Origin of the sequence: Brucella sp. (assembly GCF_032066345.1) — a bacterium.
Lineage (GTDB): Bacteria > Pseudomonadota > Alphaproteobacteria > Rhizobiales > Rhizobiaceae > Brucella > Brucella pseudogrignonensis.
Genome location: NZ_DAMBKZ010000007.1, coordinates 134462 through 155323 on the forward strand (window position 1 = coordinate 134462; position 20862 = coordinate 155323).

Below are 20862 nucleotides of genomic sequence, written 5' to 3' on the forward strand. Positions count from 1 at the left end.
CGCCTGATCTGAGCGCGCTCCGATCGGCAGTCCCCTCTCCATGATACGCCGATCAACTGCAATGAACACCGCTAAAACACCGCCTATGTTTTGCCGGCTATATATTTCTCCGCAGGAATTGGTATACCCTCCGGATTGATGCTCTGTATTCTACGCACAACCACTGATTTCAGGACGTATAGCAGAGCCATGCCATCAACGCTTTCTCTCCATGATTATGATTTGACGCTTCGGGACATCAATGCCATCTGCCGCGAGGCCTTAAATCGCGACAGACTCAGCTTTGACAGCGATTTCTTTGCGCTCGGGGCCGATTCCCTGACCTTGGTGGAAATTCAGCTGCTGATCGAAGACAAGTTTGGCATTGCGGTCGACTGGCGTGATATATTGCGATGCCGCAGTGTCTCTTCGCTGGCTTATTTTCTCTGTTCACGAGACTATCAGGATGCGCAGCCGCATAAGCAGGCAGCATTTAACGGCGTGACATTCTGCTACCGTGTCATCGGTTCCCTCAACGCCAACAGCGTGCCCAAGCTGATCATCGGCGGCGGCTTTCAGGACATGTATTCCCTGCCGCATCTCGAAAGCCTGCTTGCTTCAGACGGGCCGCTTATTTTCGTTGATGTGCCAGGGACCGGTGCTGCCGACGACATTCCGGAGAATGCCGGCTTTGCTTTCCTCGCGGCCTGCATCAATAAAATTCTCGAGATCGAGACCCTCGCAGAAGTCGATTTGATCGGTATTTCCTATGGCGGATTGATCGGGCTTGAATTTTCATACCAGTGGCCAGAAAAAATTGCCCATGGGGGTCGCTGAAACCCACCCGCTGGCCGTGAAAGCGAAGCTCGATCACGCGCTTAGCCTGCTGCGTTCGGGTGCCAGAGAACAGGCAGCCGTTGAAATTGTCGAAAGCCTGATGTGCATGGACGCAACAAAAGAAGTGCAACTGCGGGACGAACTCTACAAATTATTGAAAACCGCTTTGATGTCCTATGCTGAAATACAGCAATCCCGCTTCGAGGCGCTACGCAAACGAATGACAGAGCGAAAGCCTAGAACCGCCCCGGTCAAGCTTGACGCACCAACGCTGTTTGTGACCGGCGAACATGACAGCATCACTTTGGCAGAAGATATCGCGGCCTGCGCGGCGCTTTTTGAAACCGCCACCTTCTACACGATTACCGAGGCTGACCATCTCGTCTTCATCGAGAGACCAACCGAGCTGGCCGAGGTGATCATTCGCTTTGTCCATGGGATCGACTTCACCCAGGCGCCCTATCTCAAGCAATACCACCGTCTCGATGAGGCAGCGCTGGCCTGATCGCAGCGCCGATCAAGAGCCGTTCAAGCGCCGTTCAAGCGCCGCAAAGCCCAAAGCCCCGTCAAGGCGCCAATGCGGCGCCTTGCAGACCGTCGCCAACGTACTGCGTGCCGTCCAGGAATTCGTCCAGGAATTCACCTAGGAGTTCACTTAGGATTTCACCGGGAAATTATCCCTCGCATTCGAACCGAATCCGGCGCCCTCCTGTGACAGAGAATTTCGGTCTTGACTAAAGGGGCGCTGAAAGCCGATGGGACACGTTCTTGACCACCGTATAGTGGTGCAGCCCTTCCGCACCGCCTTCACGGCCAAGTCCGCTCTCCTTCACACCGCCAAAGGGCGTTTCCGCGACAGAGGCTTCAAGCGTGTTGATCGAAACATTTCCCGCTTCAAGGCCCGACATCAGTCGATCGACATTATCCGCAGAGCGCGCAAAGCCATAAGCCGCCAGACCAAAAGGCAGCGCATTGGCCTTGGCAATGGCTGTCTCAACGCAAGCAACAGGGTTAATCAGAGCCAGCGGGCCAAACGGCTCCTCCGACATCGCGCGCGCATCATCGGGCAGTTCCGCCAAGGCTGTCGGCGCAAAGAAATATCCATTGCTGTTCAGCCGCTCGCCACCAAACAACAGTTTCGCCCCCCTCACCTTCGCATCCTCGACCAGCATTGCCAAAGCTTCCAGGCGGCGCGCATTGGCAACCGGCCCCATATCGATACCTTCCACCATTCCATTGCCGACGCGGATCGATTGCGCCGTTTCAACAAAGGCTGCGGTAAAACGCTCATAAAGCGCTTCGTGAACAAAGAAGCGGGTTGGTGAGGTGCAGACCTGACCGGAATTGCGATATTTTCGGCGTGCCGATATAATGCCGGCTGCCACCGGATCCGCATCCTCGCAGACAATTACCGGCGCGTGGCCGCCAAGCTCCATCAAGGCAGGCTTCATGTGCCGCGCCGCCATCTCCGTCAGATGCTTGCCGACGCTCGTCGATCCGGTAAAGGCAATTGCCCGGATTTCCGGGCGTGGGATCAGGAAACCGGAAATATCGGCCGGAATCCCGAAGACCAGATTAAGCACGCCGGCAGGCAAACCGGCATCCACCAGCGCCCGGGCAACATGAACCACCGCGGTTGGCGTTTCCTCCGAGGCTTTCAACACCACAGAGCAACCAGCAGCCAGCGCCCCGGCAATCTTGCGCGCCGGCTGGCTCATCGGAAAATTCCACGGCGCGAACGCCGCTACCGGACCGATCGGTTCATGCAGCACGATATAGCGAATGCCCGGGGCGCTCGGCACGACCCGTCCATAAAAGCGCACACATTCACCGGCATCCCACTCGAAGAACTCACAGCCTCGTATCACCTCAAGCCTTGCCTCACTCAGTGGCTTTCCATTCTCCAAGGTAATCGAACGGGCGATCTCTTCCTGCCGGTCACGCATCAGCGAGGCCGCCTTGAGGAGGACGGCAGCGCGCGCCGCAGGGGCCGTGTTCTTCCAGAGCTGGTAACCACTCCAGGCCGCCTCAACCGCTGCATCAAGATCGGCAGGCTCGGCAATGGCGACCCTGCCGATCTCGCTCTCGTCGGCCGGATTGATGATAGGAAGCGTGTTGTTGGTCTTGCGCCATTCGCCGCCTATGAAAAGCTGCACCTCGGTTTTTTGCATCACAAAGCCTCTGCGATCTAGAAATTCGGGCCCAGCCCGGATCAGTCATTGCGAAAGAATGCGTTGCTTTAATTCATGCGACAATCCACGTTAAATCCATATATCCATGACATTATTCTCATGAATTGATCAGCGGCTTGAATGGTTTTGTACAGCCGCCGGCCATCACCGCAGGTTGCGGTGACGCTGCAGACCCCATTTCAGAAACCGTGTCAGCCGATCGCGCGAATGCCCGCAAGCAGCGCTTGCGAAAGCTCTGTTTCTGGCGAACACCAATCCAACAGAATATCGTAGTGGTTACGGTTCGCGACCTCGATCTGTCTCACCACCCCGCCAGCTTCTGCCCAACAAGCGGCAAAGGCGCGCGACTGCCGCGTGAAGCCCTCTGCCTCCTGTTGCGACCACGCCACGGTGATCGGGCAGCCCCGTTGCGGAATGTGGCGAATTGGACTGAGTGCATCAATATCGGCAGGACCAAGCCTCAGCCATTGTTGCGGAAATGTTGCGGCCAGCGGCGCCAGTTCAAACAGGCCACTGACGGGCATGCCAAATTTGACGATATCGGCTGGAAGCCGAAAATCATCTTGCCACCCTTCTGCCAACAACGCCGCCGCAAGATGACCACCCGCTGAACTGCCGCCGACCGTGATGCGCTCTCGATCAAGTTGAAATTGCTGCGCATTGCGCCAGACAAAGCCTAGCGCAGCCCGCACCTCACGGGTTATTTCTGCAAGACTGACATCGGGCGCCAGCCGATAGTCAACCACGACGGTCGCGATGCCTTCGGCCGCCAACATGCCGGCCATCATCGCGGAATCCTCCTTGCCGAGCGCCCGCCAATAGCCGCCATGGATGAACAGGAAGACCGGCAGCAATCCTTGCGAGCCCGGCGGAGCGAAAATATCAATCCGCTGTCCGCTCTCCTCATCATAGACCACATCAAAATGTCGGCCCCAGCGCTCACGCTGCGCAATGCTTTCTGCGCGATAAAGCTGCATCTGCGCCGCAAATTCCGCCGCCGAAACGGTTGCCTTGGCATTATAGTCGCGCTCAAGGCGTGCCGGATCGATACCGGCTTCTGAAGACAAAGCGCTCATGCGTATACATCCTTGGTCATGCTCTATCTTTCCTCACATCACCAGGGATCCGACCCGGTTTTCAATCAGTCGAACAAGGCTGAGCGCTGTCATTTCCGAGGATTTGGGGTTGGTCCTGAGTGGCGCATTTTCAAAGCGCAGCTGCATGGTTCCAAATGCACCCTCGGCAAAGATCTCATGCAGGTTGCTCTCGGCATCAGGGTCCGCCACCAATGTGACCTGGGTCTGATCAAGGCCAATTCCCGCAAGTGCGGTGATTACTGCGACATTGGCATTCTGCGGAAAGGCATCGGCCGTGTCGCGGGCGCTGGCGCTGAAGATCACTGCGGGCTCGGTAATCCGCTCAAGGTCAATCAATTGCGCGGCACGGGTGCCCTGCCATGCCATTGCCGGCTTGGTAATCCGGTGTTCGACCCGATCAACGGCCAGTCTGGATGCGGCGGCGAGCGCATCAATACCGCCAAGCGCGCCGGGCGGAATGATCAGCTTGCAGCCTTTCTGCGCAGCCAGTGCCTGCAGCTCTTCAAGGCGCCCCGCCTCGACAAATGCAGATGTCGACGACACCGCGAAATCCATGCCGTGCGAAAGTGCCGCCATGCCATAGGGAATAACACTCGAGCGACCCGCCATTTCGATCACCAGGCTCGCTTGCGTCGCGGCAAGGTCTTGTGGATCATCAATCAGCAGAGCGCCGTCCGGCAGCCCCTCCCGTGACCGCGAGCGGTCGCGCACGGCGACCGCAACGATATCAACCGGGCATTTGCGCTTAAGAAGAAGGCCGGCGACCCGGCTGCCAATGGCGCCCCAGCCGATCAGTGCAATTCTTTCAGATCCCGACATAGCCCTGCACCTTGTCATGCTCACGCTCCAGATCGGCACCACTGCCCTGCCAGACCGTCAGTCCCTTCTCAACGATATAATGGCGATCGGCCAACCGCTTTAACACCGCAATATTCTTGTCGATCAACAGGATCGACTGCCCCATCTCACGCAAGCGCATGATGCAATGCCAGATCTCGGTGCGGATCACCGGTGCAAGTCCCTCGGTCGCTTCGTCCAGGATCAGCAATTGCGGATTGGTCATCAAGGCGCGTCCGATGGCCAGCATCTGCTGTTCGCCACCCGACAGCGTCCCGGCGGTCTGGCTGGCCCGCTCCTGCATGCGCGGAAACAGCGCGTAGACCTTCTGCAGATCCCAGGGAGACGCGCGCTTGCTGCGATTGGATGCAGTGGCAACGAGATTCTCCCGTACCGTCAGGGTGGGAAAGATCTGCCGACCCTCCGGAACAAGGCCCACTCCAAGCCGGGCGACTTTTTCCGGCCTGTAGCGCGTCGTATCGCGACCGGCTATCTCAACGCTGCCGCCCGTCGCTTCGAGCAGTCCCATCATTGTCCGTATCGTCGTGGTCTTGCCCATGCCATTGCGACCCATCAGGGTGACCAGTTCGCCCTCTTTCACTTCCAAACAGACATCATGCAGAACCTTTGAATGCCCATACCCAGCCTGAAGTCCCTGAATTTTCAGCACAGCTGTTCCTCCCCGCCAAGATAGGCATCCCGCACAGCCTGGCTTGACCTTATTTCCTCCACCGTGCCCGTCAGAATGACACGCCCGTAGACCAGCACTGAAATGCGATCCGCGAGTGCGAACACCGCCTCCATGTCATGTTCCACAAGCAACATCGTTACCTTGCCGCGCAAGCCGTTGAGCAATTCGATCATCTCCCGACTTTCCAAGGCCCCCAGTCCCGCCATTGGTTCGTCCAGCAGGAGGAGTTTCGGATTGAGAGCCAAAGCCATCAGCAATTCCAGCTGCTTGCGCCCGCCACTCGACAGATCTCCGGCGCATTTGTCGGCATGATTGGCCAGCCGGCTTCCGGCGAGGATCTCCTCAACCGCGTGCCAGATTGACCTGCGCCCTTTCAAACGGTCGAAGATCTGGAAATTATGCCCTTCGCGCATCTGAACCGCCAGCGCGATATTCTCACGCACACTCATCTCGTCAAGCAGCGTGCTGATCTGGAAGGTGCGGCCCAGACCGCGCGCGACACGTCTGGCCGCGCTCAATTGTGTGATGTCTTCACCCATCAGGCGGATCGAACCGGAACTGGGGGCGAGTTCGCCGCACAATTGATTGATGATCGTGGATTTTCCCGCACCATTGGGGCCGATCAGCGCATGAATATGGCCCTGCTCCACGTCGAGGGTGACATGATCGGTCGCAACAAGCCCGGCAAAGCGCTTGACCAGATCACGAACTTCAAGAAGTTTGCTCATGTCCGCACCTCGACTTTGCGCAGTCGTGACGACCAATGCCGAATTCTCAGCCAGGCGCCGACAATCCCACCTTTTGTCCCCATCACCACAAGCAGAAGAACAAGGCCCATCGCAAGCTGCCAATGCTCGGTCCAGGAGGCAAGATAGGTCTGAAGAATGAGGAAGGCTGCCGCGCCCCAGAGCGGACCAAAGAAACTGCCTACCCCTCCCAGAATAACCATCACCATCAATTCCCCTGACTTGGTCCAGTGCAATGTGTCAGGGCTCGCAAAACGCATGAAGATGGTCAGCAGCGCGCCAGCGAGACCAGCGCCCATTCCAGCCAGGACAAAACCGTAGAGTTTGTAGCGATAGGTTTCGATCCCCATGGCGGTCATCCGTCTTTCACTCTGCCTTATGCCGGAAAGCACCGCGCCATAGGAGGAATGCACGACGCGCCAGAGAAAGCTGAGATAGAGGATCATCGAGACAAGGATGACATAATACATAGTTGTCTTGTCCCGCAGGCTAATGCCGAACAGATCATTGGCCTGGCGCACGATGATGCCGTCTTCGCCACCATAGGTCTTCAGTGAAACGAACAGGAAAAACAGCATCTGCGCGAAGGCCAGAGTTATCATGATGAATTGCACACCCGATGTGCGCAAGGCCAGAGCGCCGATGAACAGCGCAGCGATCCCCGAAACCAGCACCGCTGCCGCAACCGTTATCGGAAACTGATCGGAGCCCGGGATGAACCCGAAAAGCAGGGTGTCCTCAGCATGGTGGAAATAGAGAATACCCACAACATAAGACCCGATGCCGAAAAAAGCCGCGTGACCAAACGAAACCATCCCACCATAGCCGAGGATCAGGTTGAGACTTGCAGCGGCAATCGCGTAGATCATGATGCGGGCGACAAGGCTTGTGGCGGCATTCTGCCCCAAGGCGTCGGCCGCCAACGGAAACAACGCCAGCAAGCCACAGCCAGCAACAATGAGCAGCATACGATAAGACATGATCTATCCTCCCACCGGAAACAGGCCTTTTGGGCGGAACAGCAGAACGATGGCCATCAAAAGATAGATTCCCATCGAGGCAATTCCCACGCCCAAGGCATCGGCTTGCGCGGCAGCCATCACATTGCGCAGGATACCAGGCAGGAACGCGCGCAGACAGGTATCGATGATCCCCAGTGAAATGCCGGCGATGAAAGCGCCTTTGATTGAACCCACCCCGCCGATGACCACCACGACAAAAGTTGCAAGCAGGATCTGCTCTCCCATCCCGACCTGAACGGCAAGGATCGGACCGGTCATGAAGCCGGCAAGCCCGGCAAATGCCGCACCGAGTGCAAAGACCAGCGTGTAAAGCAGTCTGATATCAATACCCAATGCCCGCACCATATCCCGGTTTGTAGAGCCTGCGCGCACCAGCATGCCGATACGGGTCCTGTTGATGAAAAGATAAAGTCCGACTGCGACCAGCAGACCCGCGGCAATGATCATCAGCCTGAAAGGCGGGTAACTCAGACCCTCAAACAGCTCAACTGGCTGCGAGAGCGATGCGGGCAGCTGCGTGAAGACCGGCTGCCGCCCAAAAGTGAGAACGGTCAACTCATTGAAGATCAGGATCAGCGAGAAGGTCGCCAGCACCTGATCAAGATGATCGCGCTGATAAAGCTTCCGCATGATACCAAGTTCGATGGCAATACCCACCACCATGGCGGCGAGAATTGCCACTGGCAGCCCCAGCCAGAACATTCCCGACTGAACCGCGACAAAGGTGCCGATGAAGGCACCGATCATATAAAGCGACCCATGTGCCAGGTTGATCACGCCCATGATTCCGAAGATCAGCGTTAACCCGGCGGCAAGAAGAAACAGCATGACGCCGTAAAGAAGGCCATTGAGAAGTTGTTCGACGATGAGTGTCATTATGGAAACTGACCTTCAAAACAGATAATAACTGGGTGGCGCGCAACCTGTGCGCGCCCGCAACCCGGCTCAGAGCTTGCAAGCCTGCGCGTAGGAATCACCGTAATTCTCAATCAGTTTCTTCTTGATCCTGGTTGTCGGATTGCCGTCCTCGCCAGCCACGACATCGACCAGATACCAATCCTGCAGCGGATGCTGGTTCGGTCCGAAAGCGAAGCTGCCCCGGACAGACTGGAAATCAGCCTTGCGCAATGCTGTGCGCAGCGCTTCGATATCATCAACCCCGCCCGTCTGCTTTAAGGCCGAGGCAATCAGACGGCCAGCATCATAACCTTGCGTCCCATAATAGGTCAGCGGCCGGTCGGGAAAGGCCGCTTTCCATTTTGTCACCAGCGCATGACTTGCGGCATTGTCGATATCCGGGCTCCAGTGACTGGTCGCCATCAAGCCGATTGCCGCCGCGCCCAGAGATTTGAGGATAACTGCGTCACTGGATGGCTCCGAGAGAACCATCGGCACCTTGCCCAACAAACCGGCTTGCTGATATTGCCGCATGAATGCGATGCCCATACCGCCCGGATGCGACTGGAAAACCACGTCTGGATTGGCCGCGCGGATCTGCGCCATTTCTGCCGAATAATCGGTCTGATCAAGCTGGGTGTAGATTTCGCCGGCGATCTCGCCCTTGAAGCCGCGCTTGAAACCGGCGAGCGCATCCTTGCCCGCCTGATAATTGGGCGCCAGAATGAAGGCCCGCTTGAACCCCTCCTGCTCGGCGGCGATCCCCGACGCCTCATGCAGCGCGTCATTCTGCCACGAAACCACGAAGTAATTCGCATTGCAGTCCTTGCCCGCCATATTGGAGGGAGCGGCGTTGGCGCTGATATAGATGCCATCATTATCGACAATATCGGGCACCGCTGCACCCAGCACATTGGAGAAAATGATCCCGGTGAACAGCTTGACCCCGTCTTCAGACATGAACCGTTCAGCGATTTGGCGTCCGTTTCCCGGCTTGGCGGCATCGTCCTCAACCTTGAGCTCGACTGCAACACCGCCCAGTTTGCCGCCCTCCTCGTCGATTGCAAGCTGCAGGCCGTCGCGAATATCCTGGCCCAGATAACCGCCTGGGCCCGACAAGGTCGTTATCACACCGATCTTGACCGGTTCCGCAGCAGCGCTTGTCGCCAGCCCCGATAGAAGGCCGATCAGCAACAATTTGTCTTTCATCGCATTCCCCTTTGAATTTTTATTGCTTGTTCCCGGAAGGCGCCCGATCATTAGCCCGGGCGCTGGCGTTTCAAAGTGCCACCCAGCCCTCTGGCGGGTTCTTGCCGGGGTGGATGCTGCCGCAATGCGGGCAGGTCCGCAGTTTCTCGTCATTGTAGAAAGCAGCGTAAAGCGGGGGCAGATCATCCACGATGGATTCAAGATCGACCTCGGCGCGGTGCACCAGGCCACTGCACTCGAAACAATACCATTCTACAGCGTCAAGCGCGCCTTCGGGCCGCGCCGGCTCGATCACCAGTCCGATCGATCCCTCCTGCGGACGCTGCGGCGAGTGTCGGATATGGGCGGGCAGCAAGAATATATCGCCCTCGCGGATCGGCACATCATAAAACTCACCGGTCGCCGTGTCGTGCAGCTTCAGCAGCATGTCACCCTTGAGCTGGTAGAAGAATTCTTCGACCGGATCGTCATGATAATCCGTGCGCTTGTTGGGCCCGCCAACCACAGTGACCATCAACTCCGCATCCTTGAAGACCAGCTGGTTGCCGACCGGCGGCTTCAGCAGATGCTTGTGCTCATCAATCCATTTTTGAAAGTTAAATGCGGCTCGTCTTGTCATATTGTTCCCCTTTTCGGTTTGCTTTAGGAAAGTTTCAGATCACAGCGCTCAAACGCCTCCCGGATCACGCGTTTTTCGGCTTCGGTCAGTTCCAGCATTGGCGCACGCACCGGTCCACCCACCTGGCCAAGCAATTCCTGCCAGTATTTCTGATGGGCTGTCGGCTTTTCCGCAGGTCGCGTCGACTTGAAGGCGTGACGCAGGCTGTCAAGGCTTTTGAACACCGCCCTTGCCTCATCGGCTTTGCCGGCAAAGGCAAGATCAGTGTAATCGCGCATGCGGCGGTCAGCACGGCTCTGCAATGTGTAGGGTGGCGACGAACACAGATAGAGCTGCCAGCCCAGTTCCAGAATATTATCCAACCATTCCTCTTCCGATGCGGTGGAAACCAGAATGCGATCCCCGGCCAGTTGCGTGAGCTCGCGATACATCGCACGGGGAACCGAATATTTGATCGCTACCACCGTTTCAATGTCGGCCAGCCGATTGCATAATTGGGGGCTCATCAAATAGCCACTGTCGGGATGCGACCAGAGCGCAAGGCCGATATCCACACGCGAAGCGATGGTCTCATAGTAGCGCAGCAGCGTCTCGTCCTGGGCGCGCAGGAAATGCAGTACCGGCGCATGGACAACAATATAGTCTGCACCGCAGGCCTGTGCGTGGCGGGCAAGGTCAATGACCACATCCATGTTTTGATCCGAGCAGGACATGATCGTCTGCGCCTTATCGCCCACCGCCGAAACCGCCAGCTCAAACATTCGCTTGCGCTCGTCCACCGACATCGCGAAAAACTCGCCCTGCTTTCCGGCAACGAAAAGCCCGTCAATGCCAAGATCATTGACCCAGTGATCGACATTGTTGCGAAAGCCCTCTTCATCGATCGCGCCTTGATCGGTAAAAGGCGTGTTTGCCGCAGCCCAGATTCCGCGCATGGTCGCGCGCGAATGGGTCTTGGCATTATGCCGGTCATACTTCATCGGAAATTCCTCGCTTCAGCACGGGTCACTCCAAACCCGCTTGTCTCTGATCGAGCCTGACTTTCTTTCATTCGGGAAGTATTGTAAGTAGAATATATTCATAAACAAAAACACATAAGTGATCGCATGCGACCCACACTGCGTCAGATTGAATGCTTCCAAGCCGTCGTAGAACTGGGAAATTTCTCCCGCGCCGCCGAGCGCGTGAAAACCACCCAGGCCAATCTTTCTCACACGATCCGCGATCTCGAGGCCGTGCTTGACGCACGACTTTTCGATCGTACGACCCGCCGGGTGAACCTGACCGAAGCCGGACGCGCCTTCGCGGTCGGCGCGCTGGCAGGACTTGCCGAAATCGACCGCGCCTCCGATAGTGTACGTGATCTTGGCAAGCTGCGGCGCGGTCAGGTCAATATCGCAGCACCGCCGCTTCTATGCACCACGATCCTGCCGCAGCTGGTTCGTCGCGTGGCCGATGAACACCCCAATCTCGTGGTAAAGATCGAGGATGTCGGTCCGGAAATCGTGCTCGAACAAGTGAGAACAGGTCGGTGCGACTTGGGAGTGGGTACGTTTTCAGGTGAGGATTCCGATGTCGAAAGCCAGACGGCACTGCGCGACCAGCTGATGATCTTCGTATCGCCCCATCATGATTTTGCCGGCTATGATCACGTCACCTGGTCGCAACTCGATGATCAGCCACTGATCACCCTCACCCAGAAAAGCAATATCCGCCTGTTGACCGAAATGGGGTTCGAACAGGCAGGACTGTCGTTGAGGCCGCATATGGAAGTCAACCAGATCCATAGCGTGCTGTCACTGGTCGAGGTCAATGCCGGAATTGCCGTGCTGCCTGCCTATGCGTTCACTGCCCTGCGCGGTCGCGGCATTGTGGGACGCCCGCTCACAGAACCGGCGATCATACGCGAAGTACGCCTGATCACCCCGCGTGATCGCGAACAATCGGCGGCGACCGCTGCGGTGCGTTTGATCCTGCGCGACCTGCTGCGTCAGATGATCCCCGAACTCCCAGGAAGCGGAAAAAGCTGCTGACCTAAGCCCATTTATACTTGCCTCCTTTGTCGTTGCGGGATCAAATGACAAATTCGTTGTTTAGAATCAGCTGAAAAGGCGACTGCAACAACCAACCACGGGACGCCGATCGCCACGGCAGCAAGGGAATGCAGCCTCATGAAAACCTATCAAAAACTAGTATCAGCAGCCCTGATTGCGGTTGCGCTCAACAGCACGGCGATCACCGCGGTCTTTGCCAAGACGCTGATCTATTGTTCTGAGGCCTCTCCCGAAATGTTCGACGCCGCACAGACGACGTCCGGCGCTGTTTACGACGCTTCCGCGCGCAATCTTTCCAATGGGCTTGTCAAGATCAAGCGTGGCTCCACCGAGCTCGAGCCCGGTCTCGCAGAAAGCTGGGAGGTATCGGCCGACGGCAAGGAGTATAGTTTTCATCTGCGCAAGGGCGTGAAGTTTCACACCACCAGTTATTTCACGCCGACCCGCGATTTCAATGCCGATGATGTCATCTTCACCTTCGATCGCCAGGGCAACAAGGACAATCCCTATTATAATCAGGGGACCTGGCCGCAATTCGGTGCCTATTCCTTTTCCGCGCTGATCGACAGGATTGAGCGGGTCGACGATTACACTGTCAAATTTGTACTGACGCGGCCCGAAGCAACATTCATTCCCAGCCTGTCGCTGACATTTGCAGTCATTCAGTCCAAGGAATATGCCGACAAGCTGGTGGCCGAAAATCGCATCGCCGAGTTCAGCCAGCAACCGATCGGAACTGGGCCCTACCAGTTTGTTGCCTATCAGAAGGACAGTGCCATTCGTTACCAGGCCAATCCCAATTATTGGGCCGGCAAGCAAAAGATCGACAATCTCATTTTCGCCATCACCCCCGATGCGGCCGTGCGCCATCAAAAGCTCAGTACGGGTGAATGCCACGTCATCGCCGCTCCCAATCCCGCCGATATAGCGGAGATGAAGAAAGATCCTGCAATCGAAATGCAGAACAAGGAAGGGTTGAACCTCTCCTTCCTGGCCTATAATACCCAGCAAAAGCCATTTGACGACGTGCGGGTGCGAAAGGCGCTCAACATGGCCGTCAACAAGCCGGCCATTATCGACGCGGTTTATCTGGGCTCAGCGGTCGTCTCCGTCAATCCGCTGCCGCCCAGTGTCTGGGGCTATAACAAGACAGTCAAGGATGACGCTTACGATCCCGAACAGGCGCGCAAGCTGCTTGCCGAAGCCGGTGTCAATGATCTCAAGATGAAGATATGGGCAATGCCGGTGCAGCGGCCCTATATGCCCAATGCACGCCGGGCGGCTGAATTGATTCAGGCCGATTTTGCCAAGGTCGGGGTCACTGCCGAAATCGTCACCTATGACTGGGGTGAGTATCTCAAGCGCTCGCTCGACAAAGAGCGGGATGGTGCGGTCATGCTGGGCTGGACAGGCGGCATCGCTGATCCCGATAATTTTCTTGCCGCTCTGTTGAGCTGCCAGGCCGTCGGCAGCGCCAATCGCGCCAACTGGTGCGACCAGGATTTTGAAAAGCTGATCCAGGCCGCCAAACTGACAACCGACCAGGCTGAGCGCAGAAAGCTTTATGAACAGGCGCAGCTGGTGTTCAAGGAACAGGCGCCATGGCTGACCATCGCCCATCAGATCGTCGAGCAGCCGGTCAGCAAGAAGGTCAAGAACTTCCGGATCGACCCATTCGGGGGCTATCTTTTCGAGGATGTCGACATCGAGGAATAGGCCCGCAGCAACGCGAACCACATATATTGCTGACAAGCGGTTGAAGCCACACCGCTTGTTTTTGAGCGCCCCGCCGCAGCCCGGCGACAATGACTGACATATGCCGAGACTTGAAAAATGGATATCGTTGAACGCTTTCTAGCCTATACCCGCATCAACACCACCGCCGTGCCAAATGCGGATACCCTGCCCTCAAGCCAAGGGCAGCATATCCTTGCCCGCCTTCTCGCCAACGAGATGCGCGCGTTTGGCATGGAGGTCGAGGAGCGAGAGCATGCGATCGTTGTGGGCACATTGCCTGCCAATGTTGACCATAGCCAGATTGCAGAGTTTCCAACCATTGCCTGGGTTGCGCATCTTGATACCTCCGCCGAATACGCAACCGACACCCACGCGCATGTGGTCGATTATGCAGGTGGAGATATCCTGCTCAACAAGGCGACCGGCTCAGTGATCCGGCTTGAGGCCTTTCCTGAACTTCAGCACTATATTGGAGACAGGATCATCGTCACGGATGGCAGCAGTCTGCTGGGCGCAGACAACAAGTCAGCCATCGCCGAAATCATGCACGCCATGCAGGTCCTGACCGCGCATCCCGAGATCAAACACGGTATTGTCAAAGTGGTGTTCGTCCCCGACGAGGAAATTGGCCTGCTCGGCGCCAAGGCTCTTGACGTACCCTCCCTTCATGCCGATTTCGCCTATACGCTTGATTGCTGTGCGCGCGGGGAGATCGTCTATGAAAACTGGAACGCCGGTGAGTTTCACCTGTCGTTCAAAGGCCAGCCCGCCCACCCGATGTCAGCCAAGGGCAAGCTGCGCAACGCCATCCTCTATGCTCAGCAATTCATGGCGATGATGCCAGCCGGTGAGCGTCCCGAATATACCGAGGGCACCGAAGGCTATTACTGGGTCAAGGCGATCCAGGGAACGGTTGCCGAAACAAAGCTCACTATCGATATCCGCGATTTTACAACCCAAGGCTACGAAACGCGCCGCGCATTCATCGAGAATCTGGCAGCGAGTTTCAACCGTCTGTATGGCGAAGGCAGCGTGCAGCTCCACTATAAGCCCGTCTACAGAAATGTCGCCGAGACGCTACGCGGCAACAATTATTATCCTGTGCAGATCGCGCTTGAGGCCATGAAAACGCTCGGCGTCGAGCCACGTCCTTTACCTATGCGCGGCGGCTATGATGGCGCGGTCTTATCGGAAAAAGGCCTGCCCTGCCCCAATCTGTTCTGCGGCGCGCATAATTTCCACTCCATCTATGAATTTCTTCCAGTTTCTTCGCTGCAGAAAGCGTCGGAAATGGTTGTCGAGATCATCAAGACAGCACGCAAACCCAGCGGCTCTGCCTGACGCAAAAAGGCAGCAGCGATCGACGGCTTGATGGCAAATTCAGCAAGGCCTGCAGACGCTTTCTGCGCTCAAACCCTTTGCCGCCCGTCAAGCGACCGAGCAACCGGCCATCACCCGCTTTTAGGCATGGCGTTGCAGTGTGCGGCGCCCAGCGCCATGGGGTTTGCAATACGTGGCACGCCTCGCTGCCTGCGCGCATAAGGCAATTTTTTTGGAATAATGAAAAAGCGAGGGATCGTTTCCGCGTCATGGGTGTTGTTATCAGCAATCCATTGTGAGGAATTTCAATGACCAACAACAAAACACCCTACGCGCTCGTGGCCGATGACGATGTCATTATCCGCATGGACGCTGTCGACATTCTGGAGACGGCCGGCTTTCGGGTCAAGGAGGCGAGCAATGTTGAAGAAGCATTGGAATTGCTCGAAGCTGACGCCGACCGTTTTCAATTGCTGTTCACCGATGTCCAGATGCCGCCCAGCGAATTGACCGGTTTTGACCTCGCCCGCCGCTGCTCTCAAGACTGGCCTCATATCGGAATACTCATTGCCTCCGGCATGGTTCAGCCAGAAGGGGACGAACTGCCAAAAGGTGCGGTCTTTGTGCGAAAACCTTTCAGCGCAAATGTGGTTTATGATCACCTGCAGACAATTTTGCCGGATGGCAAGAAGCCGGAGCCACTCAAGACGATGGCGCTATAGCACCATTAGCAGCCGCCATGGTTGACGATGTTCGTCGGCCGTCCTGCTTCAGGCTGCATGCATCAGCCGATCTTCAGATATTTGCAGACGAAATCAAACGGAATAGCGGCGGGCGAGGGGACGAGTTCGATTGAATAACCTCTCGCCTCAACAGTCTTGCTTATATTGACAGCCTTCTCGACTTCAAAGGCCTTATCCTTATGCGGCTGGGACCAATGCTGAATTTCTGCCAGCGCGCGCGCCTTGGCGGTTTTGGCGTCGGGACAAACCAGCAACACGTTACGATGCAACTCGCCAAATTCAGCGGGGTCATATCCACCCAGATTGATAAAGAATAGCTTGTTGTTATCCAAATTGTTGCGCCGCGGCACAATCTGGATGTCGTAACCGTCGAAATGGCGGATCTCTCCCCAGCAGTCCACATGCAGGCTTTTCGGATTGCCCCACCATTGCGACCGCAAATCATCATAGCAGTCCGAGGCGGTCTTTCCGACACAGAAGCGTATGTCGTGCAGCTCGACATTCGAACCGCCACAATCACCACCAATCTGGAACATGAACAATTTCATCGCGGAACCTCGCATCAGGAAATGGACTGTCTTCTGCTCAATCTAACGCAGATGGCGACAGAGGCAAATAAAAAACCGATTATCTTCATAGGCTTAGCGAGATTACATGAATTGCGCCGCCCCGCAGATTGCTTTCCATGTCAAGCATGTCCTAATATAGAGATCCGTAAAGCGGCAACTGATCATCAGTTCTCTTGCTTGCCAGATGTGAAAGAGATCTTGATGAACAATGATTATGCGTTCTTGAACGCAGACGGACAATCTGCGGATGAAATACGCCGCTTTGATTGGGACAGCAGCCCGCTGGGCGCACCATCGCAATGGCCGGCCGCGCTGAAGACAGCGGTGCAGATGATGCTGGCATCGCATTTTCCCAAGGCAATTGTCTGGGGTCCGCATTTCATCACAGTTTTCAATGATGCTTTCCGTCCTATCCTTGGTGCCAAGGAAAACTGCATGGGCAAGTCTTTCAGGGCTATCTGGGCAGAGGCATGGCCCGAAATTCAGCCCATCGTCGAGAAGGCCTATCAGGGCGAAGCAACCTTCATCGAGGATTTTCCGCTGGTGATCAATCGCTACGGATATCCTGAAGAATGCTATTTCACGTTCTGCTACAGCCCGATCCTGCTTGAAAGTGGTGATGTCGGGGGGATGATCGACACGGTTGTCGAAACCACCGGAAAGGTTGAGGCCGAAAAGCGCGCCTCGATCTTCAATTCGGAACTCGCCCACCGCATCAAGAACACCTTCAGCATCGTCAATTCCATTGCCAATCAGACTTTTGTCGATGCCGACACCGAGCAGCGCAGCAAATTCACCGAAAGGCTGCATGCCCTTAGCCAGGCACACGAGATCCTGCGCCTGCAGAACAATTCGCAGAGCTCCCTCTCGCAACTTATGGGCGGTATTGCCTCTGCTCTGGGCGTAGCCGAGAAAATGGATATTGAGGGCCCCGAGATTGCAATAGGCTCAAAGGGCGTCGCATCGATATCGCTTCTCATTCACGAATTGACGACCAATGCCATTAAATATGGTGCACTTTCAAAAGAAGGTGGCCGCGTGCAGATCAGGATGGAGATTGTGAAACTGGACGGCACCGAGACGCTGACCCTTTACTGGAAAGAAAGCGGCGGACCCCAGATCACGGCACCAAGTCGAAAGGGCTTTGGCACAAAGCTGATCCGAACCGGCTTGCTTGGTACCGGGGATGTCAACCTGCGTTACGAGACGACCGGGCTTGAGGCGGTTATGACTGCCCCTCTCTTCAAACTCCGCGCTGACACGGGAAAATCTTGATCGTCAAGCGATATTAAGACCGTCCTGGAACCAATTGCCCTTCCGGTGATTATCATCGCGTGCACGGGAAGGCTTGCTAGAACGGAACAACTAGATTGGCGAATGAAGAGGCGCGCTGCGCCCATTTAATGGGACAGCTATATAGTTTGCGCAACGTTCTCAGAAGGATCATTGCGCAGCTGGACGCTGATGCGAAACAAGCACTTATATCCAGCATTTCCGATGATATTGTTATCCTACAACAGCAAGTTGAGGGGTTGGATGACGACAAATCGCGTGCCTTTGTGACAGGAGCGCTGGAGGAAAACAGACGAGTTGCCCTGTTGATGAAGTGATGAAAACTGAAAAACCACGGGCTTTCCCGTGGTTTTTGCTTTTGGCTTATGCAAGATATATACCGCAGATAATCAAGCCAGTTTGATCATCTGGCGTCGGCAGATCAGCTGTGAAACCGGTGAATGTGCTGAATTGCGATCATAAACTCCGCTCTCGCATCCTCTGGGCAGATCCCATCATCTAGGACGGCGATCAGTTTCTCAAGCGGCTTGAGCATCGTGGCCGTCATCTCGGCCGGCCATCGATCCAGAATGAAAGCGGCGGCTTCCTCGGCGCTCCTGATCTGATTGGTCACGCCATTGATTCCGGCGACCTCAATCGGCTTATCCCAAAATCTGTTCATTGGCTTTCCCTTCTCTTTTAAAACGAGAATGGCAGCGCTTTGTTCCGCGCTTTAGAGCTTCCGCCACCGTGAAACCGGCTATCAATCCAGGCAATTTTCAGCGGAGTTGACCTTGCAGGAGCGCCCTTGCTACAAGGCAGGGATCCTCGTTGGGGTTGCATCCCCTTGCGCTCTCAAGCTGTCAGCCAAAGATGCAACGCGACTTTGTCCAAACTGAGACCCAAGTTGCAGGGAAATGCAGAATGCGGCCAGCTTCTCAGAGCATGCTTTGCATGCCGTTGCGCGCCATGTAATGCCTGGTTGCCAATCGGAGGCTCCGGGTTGGCCCCTTTAAGACGATGTTAGAAACAGATTATTGATAGAATAGATATTTTTAGATGTTGAACTTTCCCACGCTCTCCAGCACGGCCTTTCCTGCATGCCTTCTGCGATTTGATTTCAATCGCGGGCGTCGCTTTTTGCAGTGCATCATTGCATGCAGCAGATGGTGTCGATGGACCCGTCGCTTCTTGAACCGGGACGCTCAGCCGGTCAGGGAATTGCCTCAGCGGATCCTTGCGAGAATGCCACGGCCTTGCACGCGGAACACTGCCAGCGCTGCAGGATCGACTTTTGTTGCCATTGTTTACGATCGGAAATAGCTTGACCACACGATCGGCATCCTTTCCACGATCATCGGTCCGTTTCGTCTGCTCCCCGGTTTCAAACCTTTCAAGCCAGAGATTATAAGAGACAATCATGCATGAGATCATCTGTCCCCATTGCAGCAAGGCTTTCAAGATTGATGAGGCAGGATATGCCGATATCCTAAAACAGGTCCGGGACACTGATTTCGAGACGCAGTTGCATGAGCGGCTGGAACTGGCCGAACAGGACAAGCGCAACGCCGTTGAACTTGCGCAGGCCAGGGTCGCTCAGGAATTGCAGAAAGTTAGCTCAGCCAAAGATTCTGAAATCCAGCATCTACAGGCGAAGCTTGAAGCCGGCGAAGTTTCAGGAAAATTGGCGATCGCCGAGGCATTGAGCGCTGTGGAAAAGCAGCGCGACGCCCTGCTCAACGACCTTGAGAAGGCCCGACGCGATCAGGACGCATCCTCCAAACTCGCAGAGGCGAAGCTGGTCGCCGAACTGCAGAAGACGGCGTCAACCAAGGATGCCGAAATCCAGAGCCTCAAAGCCAGGCTTGATGCAAGTGAGCTTGCACAGAAACTTGCTGTGACCGAAGCGGTCGGTGTGGTTGAGAAGGAGCGCGAGGCGCTGAAGAATGGTCTTGCTCGGGTCGAGCTGGAAAAGCAACTGGCCGAAACAGCTCTCCGCGACAAGTATGAAACACAACTCAGAGATCGCGACGACGCCATCGAGCGCTTGCGCGATATGAAACTGAAGCTGTCGACAAAGATGATCGGTGAAACGCTCGAACAACATTGTGCCACAGAGTTCGACCGCATTCGGGCAACCGCATTTCCCCGCGCCTATTTTGAAAAGGACAATGATGCGCGTACCGGCAGCAAGGGTGACTTTGTTTTCCGCGATATGGACGACACCGGTGCCGAAATCGTTTCGATCATGTTCGAGATGAAGAATGAGAATGATGAGACGGCGACCAAGAAGCGGAATGAGGATTTTTTCAAAGAGCTCGACAAGGATCGCACCACCAAGGGCTGCGAATATGCGGTGCTGGTTTCACTGCTTGAACCCGAGAGTGAACTTTACAATACCGGTATTGTCGACGTCTCGCACCGCTATCCAAAAATGTATGTGGTCCGGCCACAATTTTTCATGCCAATCATCACGCTTTTGCGCAATGCGGCGATGAGTGCTCTCAAATACAAGACTGAACTGGCGCTGGTGAAAGCGCAGCATGTCGACATCACTCATTTTGAATCTCAGCTTGACGATTTCAAAACGGCTTTCGGGCGAAACTGGCGGCTGGCCTCAGATGGCTTCGAAGAGGCGATCAGGCGGATCGATGAAGCCATCACAGACCTGGAAAAAACCAAGGATGCGCTGCACAAATCAGCAAACAATCTTCGTCTTGCAAACGACAAGGCGGAGGATCTGACGGTGAAGCGTCTAACGCGAGGCAATCCGACGATGGCCGCCAAATTCGCCGAACTCAAACCGGCCGACTGAGCAAGACCTCAATGCGGAATTCCGTGCGTCTCGCGGGAGCCATGGCTATCATCCCTCCTCGCCGGATTTGATGGGCGGCTCTCGAAGCCGTTGCTGGGCCTGCATAGCGTGCAGCCGGTATTGGACGGCTAGGATTTCCGGCAAACTATCCGGCAATCGAATTCGCTGAGTGGGGACAGAAACCGCACCACCGAAACGAATTTTCTGTCACAGAACCCTTCAGTCC

21 protein-coding genes are annotated in these 20862 nt (G+C 55.8%); 9 read left to right on the forward strand and 12 right to left on the reverse strand.

All coding sequences use genetic code 11. The features are described from left to right. Positions 1-90: 90 nt before the first annotated feature. Both RT142_RS11190 and RT142_RS11195 read left to right on the forward strand, forming a co-directional pair. Positions 91-816 carry an alpha/beta fold hydrolase gene (locus tag RT142_RS11190; protein WP_313028650.1) on the forward strand — a complete coding sequence of 242 codons (726 nt, stop codon included), beginning with the start codon at positions 91-93 and terminating at the stop codon, positions 814-816. Further along, complete coding sequence (locus tag RT142_RS11195) at positions 803-1321, forward strand: alpha/beta hydrolase (RefSeq protein WP_313028652.1); 519 nt, start codon at positions 803-805, stop codon at positions 1319-1321. The genes RT142_RS11190 and RT142_RS11195 overlap by 14 nt, the downstream gene beginning before the upstream one ends. Positions 1322-1550: 229 nt before the next feature. On the opposite strand, the gene RT142_RS11200 is transcribed toward RT142_RS11195, so the two are convergent. From RT142_RS11200 to RT142_RS11245, 10 genes are all read right to left on the reverse strand, one after another. After that, entirely contained in the window at positions 1551-2987 is a 1437-nt protein-coding gene (locus RT142_RS11200) for an NAD-dependent succinate-semialdehyde dehydrogenase (RefSeq protein WP_105520383.1), read from the reverse strand. Between the two features lie 212 nt (positions 2988-3199). Beyond that, positions 3200-4084: an alpha/beta hydrolase gene (locus RT142_RS11205; protein WP_105520384.1), complete on the reverse strand. Its 885-nt coding sequence runs from the start codon at positions 4082-4084 to the stop codon at positions 3200-3202. 33 nt (positions 4085-4117) lie between these two features. Beyond that, positions 4118-4924: an aspartate dehydrogenase gene (locus tag RT142_RS11210; protein WP_313028655.1), complete on the reverse strand. Its 807-nt coding sequence runs from the start codon at positions 4922-4924 to the stop codon at positions 4118-4120. Next, a complete protein-coding gene (locus RT142_RS11215; RefSeq protein ID WP_313028657.1) occupies positions 4911-5612 on the reverse strand; it encodes an ABC transporter ATP-binding protein in 702 nt (233 codons plus the stop codon). Before RT142_RS11215 ends, RT142_RS11210 begins: the two co-directional genes overlap by 14 nt. Beyond that, on the reverse strand, positions 5606-6361 hold the full coding sequence (locus RT142_RS11220) for an ABC transporter ATP-binding protein (RefSeq protein WP_313028658.1): 756 nt from the start codon (positions 6359-6361) through the stop codon (positions 5606-5608). Before RT142_RS11220 ends, RT142_RS11215 begins: the two co-directional genes overlap by 7 nt. Further along, positions 6358-7359, reverse strand: a complete 1002-nt coding sequence (locus tag RT142_RS11225; RefSeq protein ID WP_094544137.1) for a branched-chain amino acid ABC transporter permease — start codon at positions 7357-7359, stop codon at positions 6358-6360. The genes RT142_RS11220 and RT142_RS11225 overlap by 4 nt, the downstream gene beginning before the upstream one ends. Before the next feature lie 3 nt (positions 7360-7362). Next, positions 7363-8277 (reverse strand): branched-chain amino acid ABC transporter permease, encoded by a 915-nt coding sequence (locus RT142_RS11230; protein WP_094544138.1) that lies wholly within the window; start codon positions 8275-8277, stop codon positions 7363-7365. Positions 8278-8346: 69 nt separating this feature from the next. Further along, positions 8347-9507: an ABC transporter substrate-binding protein gene (locus RT142_RS11235; RefSeq protein ID WP_064323269.1), complete on the reverse strand. Its 1161-nt coding sequence runs from the start codon at positions 9505-9507 to the stop codon at positions 8347-8349. Between the two features lie 70 nt (positions 9508-9577). Further along, entirely contained in the window at positions 9578-10126 is a 549-nt protein-coding gene (locus RT142_RS11240) for a 3-hydroxyanthranilate 3,4-dioxygenase (protein ID WP_105520388.1), read from the reverse strand. 23 nt (positions 10127-10149) lie between these two features. After that, the gene (locus RT142_RS11245) at positions 10150-11106 is read right to left on the reverse strand and encodes a dihydrodipicolinate synthase family protein (protein WP_312469471.1); all 957 of its coding nucleotides are present in this window, start codon (positions 11104-11106) and stop codon (positions 10150-10152) included. 126 nt (positions 11107-11232) lie between these two features. On the opposite strand from RT142_RS11245, the gene RT142_RS11250 reads away from it, so the two are divergent. The 4 genes from RT142_RS11250 (at position 11233) to RT142_RS11265 (ending at position 15959) form a co-directional block, all read left to right on the forward strand. Next, a complete protein-coding gene (locus RT142_RS11250) occupies positions 11233-12159 on the forward strand; it encodes a LysR family transcriptional regulator (protein WP_313028662.1) in 927 nt (308 codons plus the stop codon). 138 nt (positions 12160-12297) lie between these two features. Then, on the forward strand, positions 12298-13896 hold the full coding sequence (locus RT142_RS11255; protein ID WP_313028663.1) for an ABC transporter substrate-binding protein: 1599 nt from the start codon (positions 12298-12300) through the stop codon (positions 13894-13896). 117 nt (positions 13897-14013) lie between these two features. Further along, complete coding sequence (gene pepT / locus RT142_RS11260; protein ID WP_007881376.1) at positions 14014-15258, forward strand: peptidase T; 1245 nt, start codon at positions 14014-14016, stop codon at positions 15256-15258. A 287-nt stretch (positions 15259-15545) separates the two neighbouring features. After that, positions 15546-15959 (forward strand): response regulator, encoded by a 414-nt coding sequence (locus RT142_RS11265; protein ID WP_007881378.1) that lies wholly within the window; start codon positions 15546-15548, stop codon positions 15957-15959. A 62-nt stretch (positions 15960-16021) separates the two neighbouring features. Here the strand turns inward: RT142_RS11265 and RT142_RS11270 are convergent, their stop codons facing one another. After that, entirely contained in the window at positions 16022-16528 is a 507-nt protein-coding gene (locus RT142_RS11270) for a DUF1543 domain-containing protein (protein ID WP_039861214.1), read from the reverse strand. A gap of 222 nt (positions 16529-16750) precedes the next feature. On the opposite strand from RT142_RS11270, the gene RT142_RS11275 reads away from it, so the two are divergent. After that, entirely contained in the window at positions 16751-17824 is a 1074-nt protein-coding gene (locus tag RT142_RS11275) for a PAS domain-containing sensor histidine kinase (RefSeq protein WP_007881381.1), read from the forward strand. 95 nt (positions 17825-17919) lie between these two features. Next, positions 17920-18159 carry a hypothetical protein gene (locus RT142_RS11280; RefSeq protein ID WP_007881391.1) on the forward strand — a complete coding sequence of 80 codons (240 nt, stop codon included), beginning with the start codon at positions 17920-17922 and terminating at the stop codon, positions 18157-18159. 104 nt (positions 18160-18263) lie between these two features. Here the strand turns inward: RT142_RS11280 and RT142_RS11285 are convergent, their stop codons facing one another. Continuing rightward, positions 18264-18503, reverse strand: a complete 240-nt coding sequence (locus tag RT142_RS11285; protein ID WP_083898701.1) for a DUF982 domain-containing protein — start codon at positions 18501-18503, stop codon at positions 18264-18266. 738 nt (positions 18504-19241) lie between these two features. Here RT142_RS11285 and RT142_RS11290 point away from each other — a divergent pair. Next, positions 19242-20636, forward strand: coding sequence for a DUF2130 domain-containing protein (locus RT142_RS11290; RefSeq protein WP_313028665.1), 1395 nt, complete (start codon positions 19242-19244; stop codon positions 20634-20636). Positions 20637-20862: the final 226 nt, after the last annotated feature.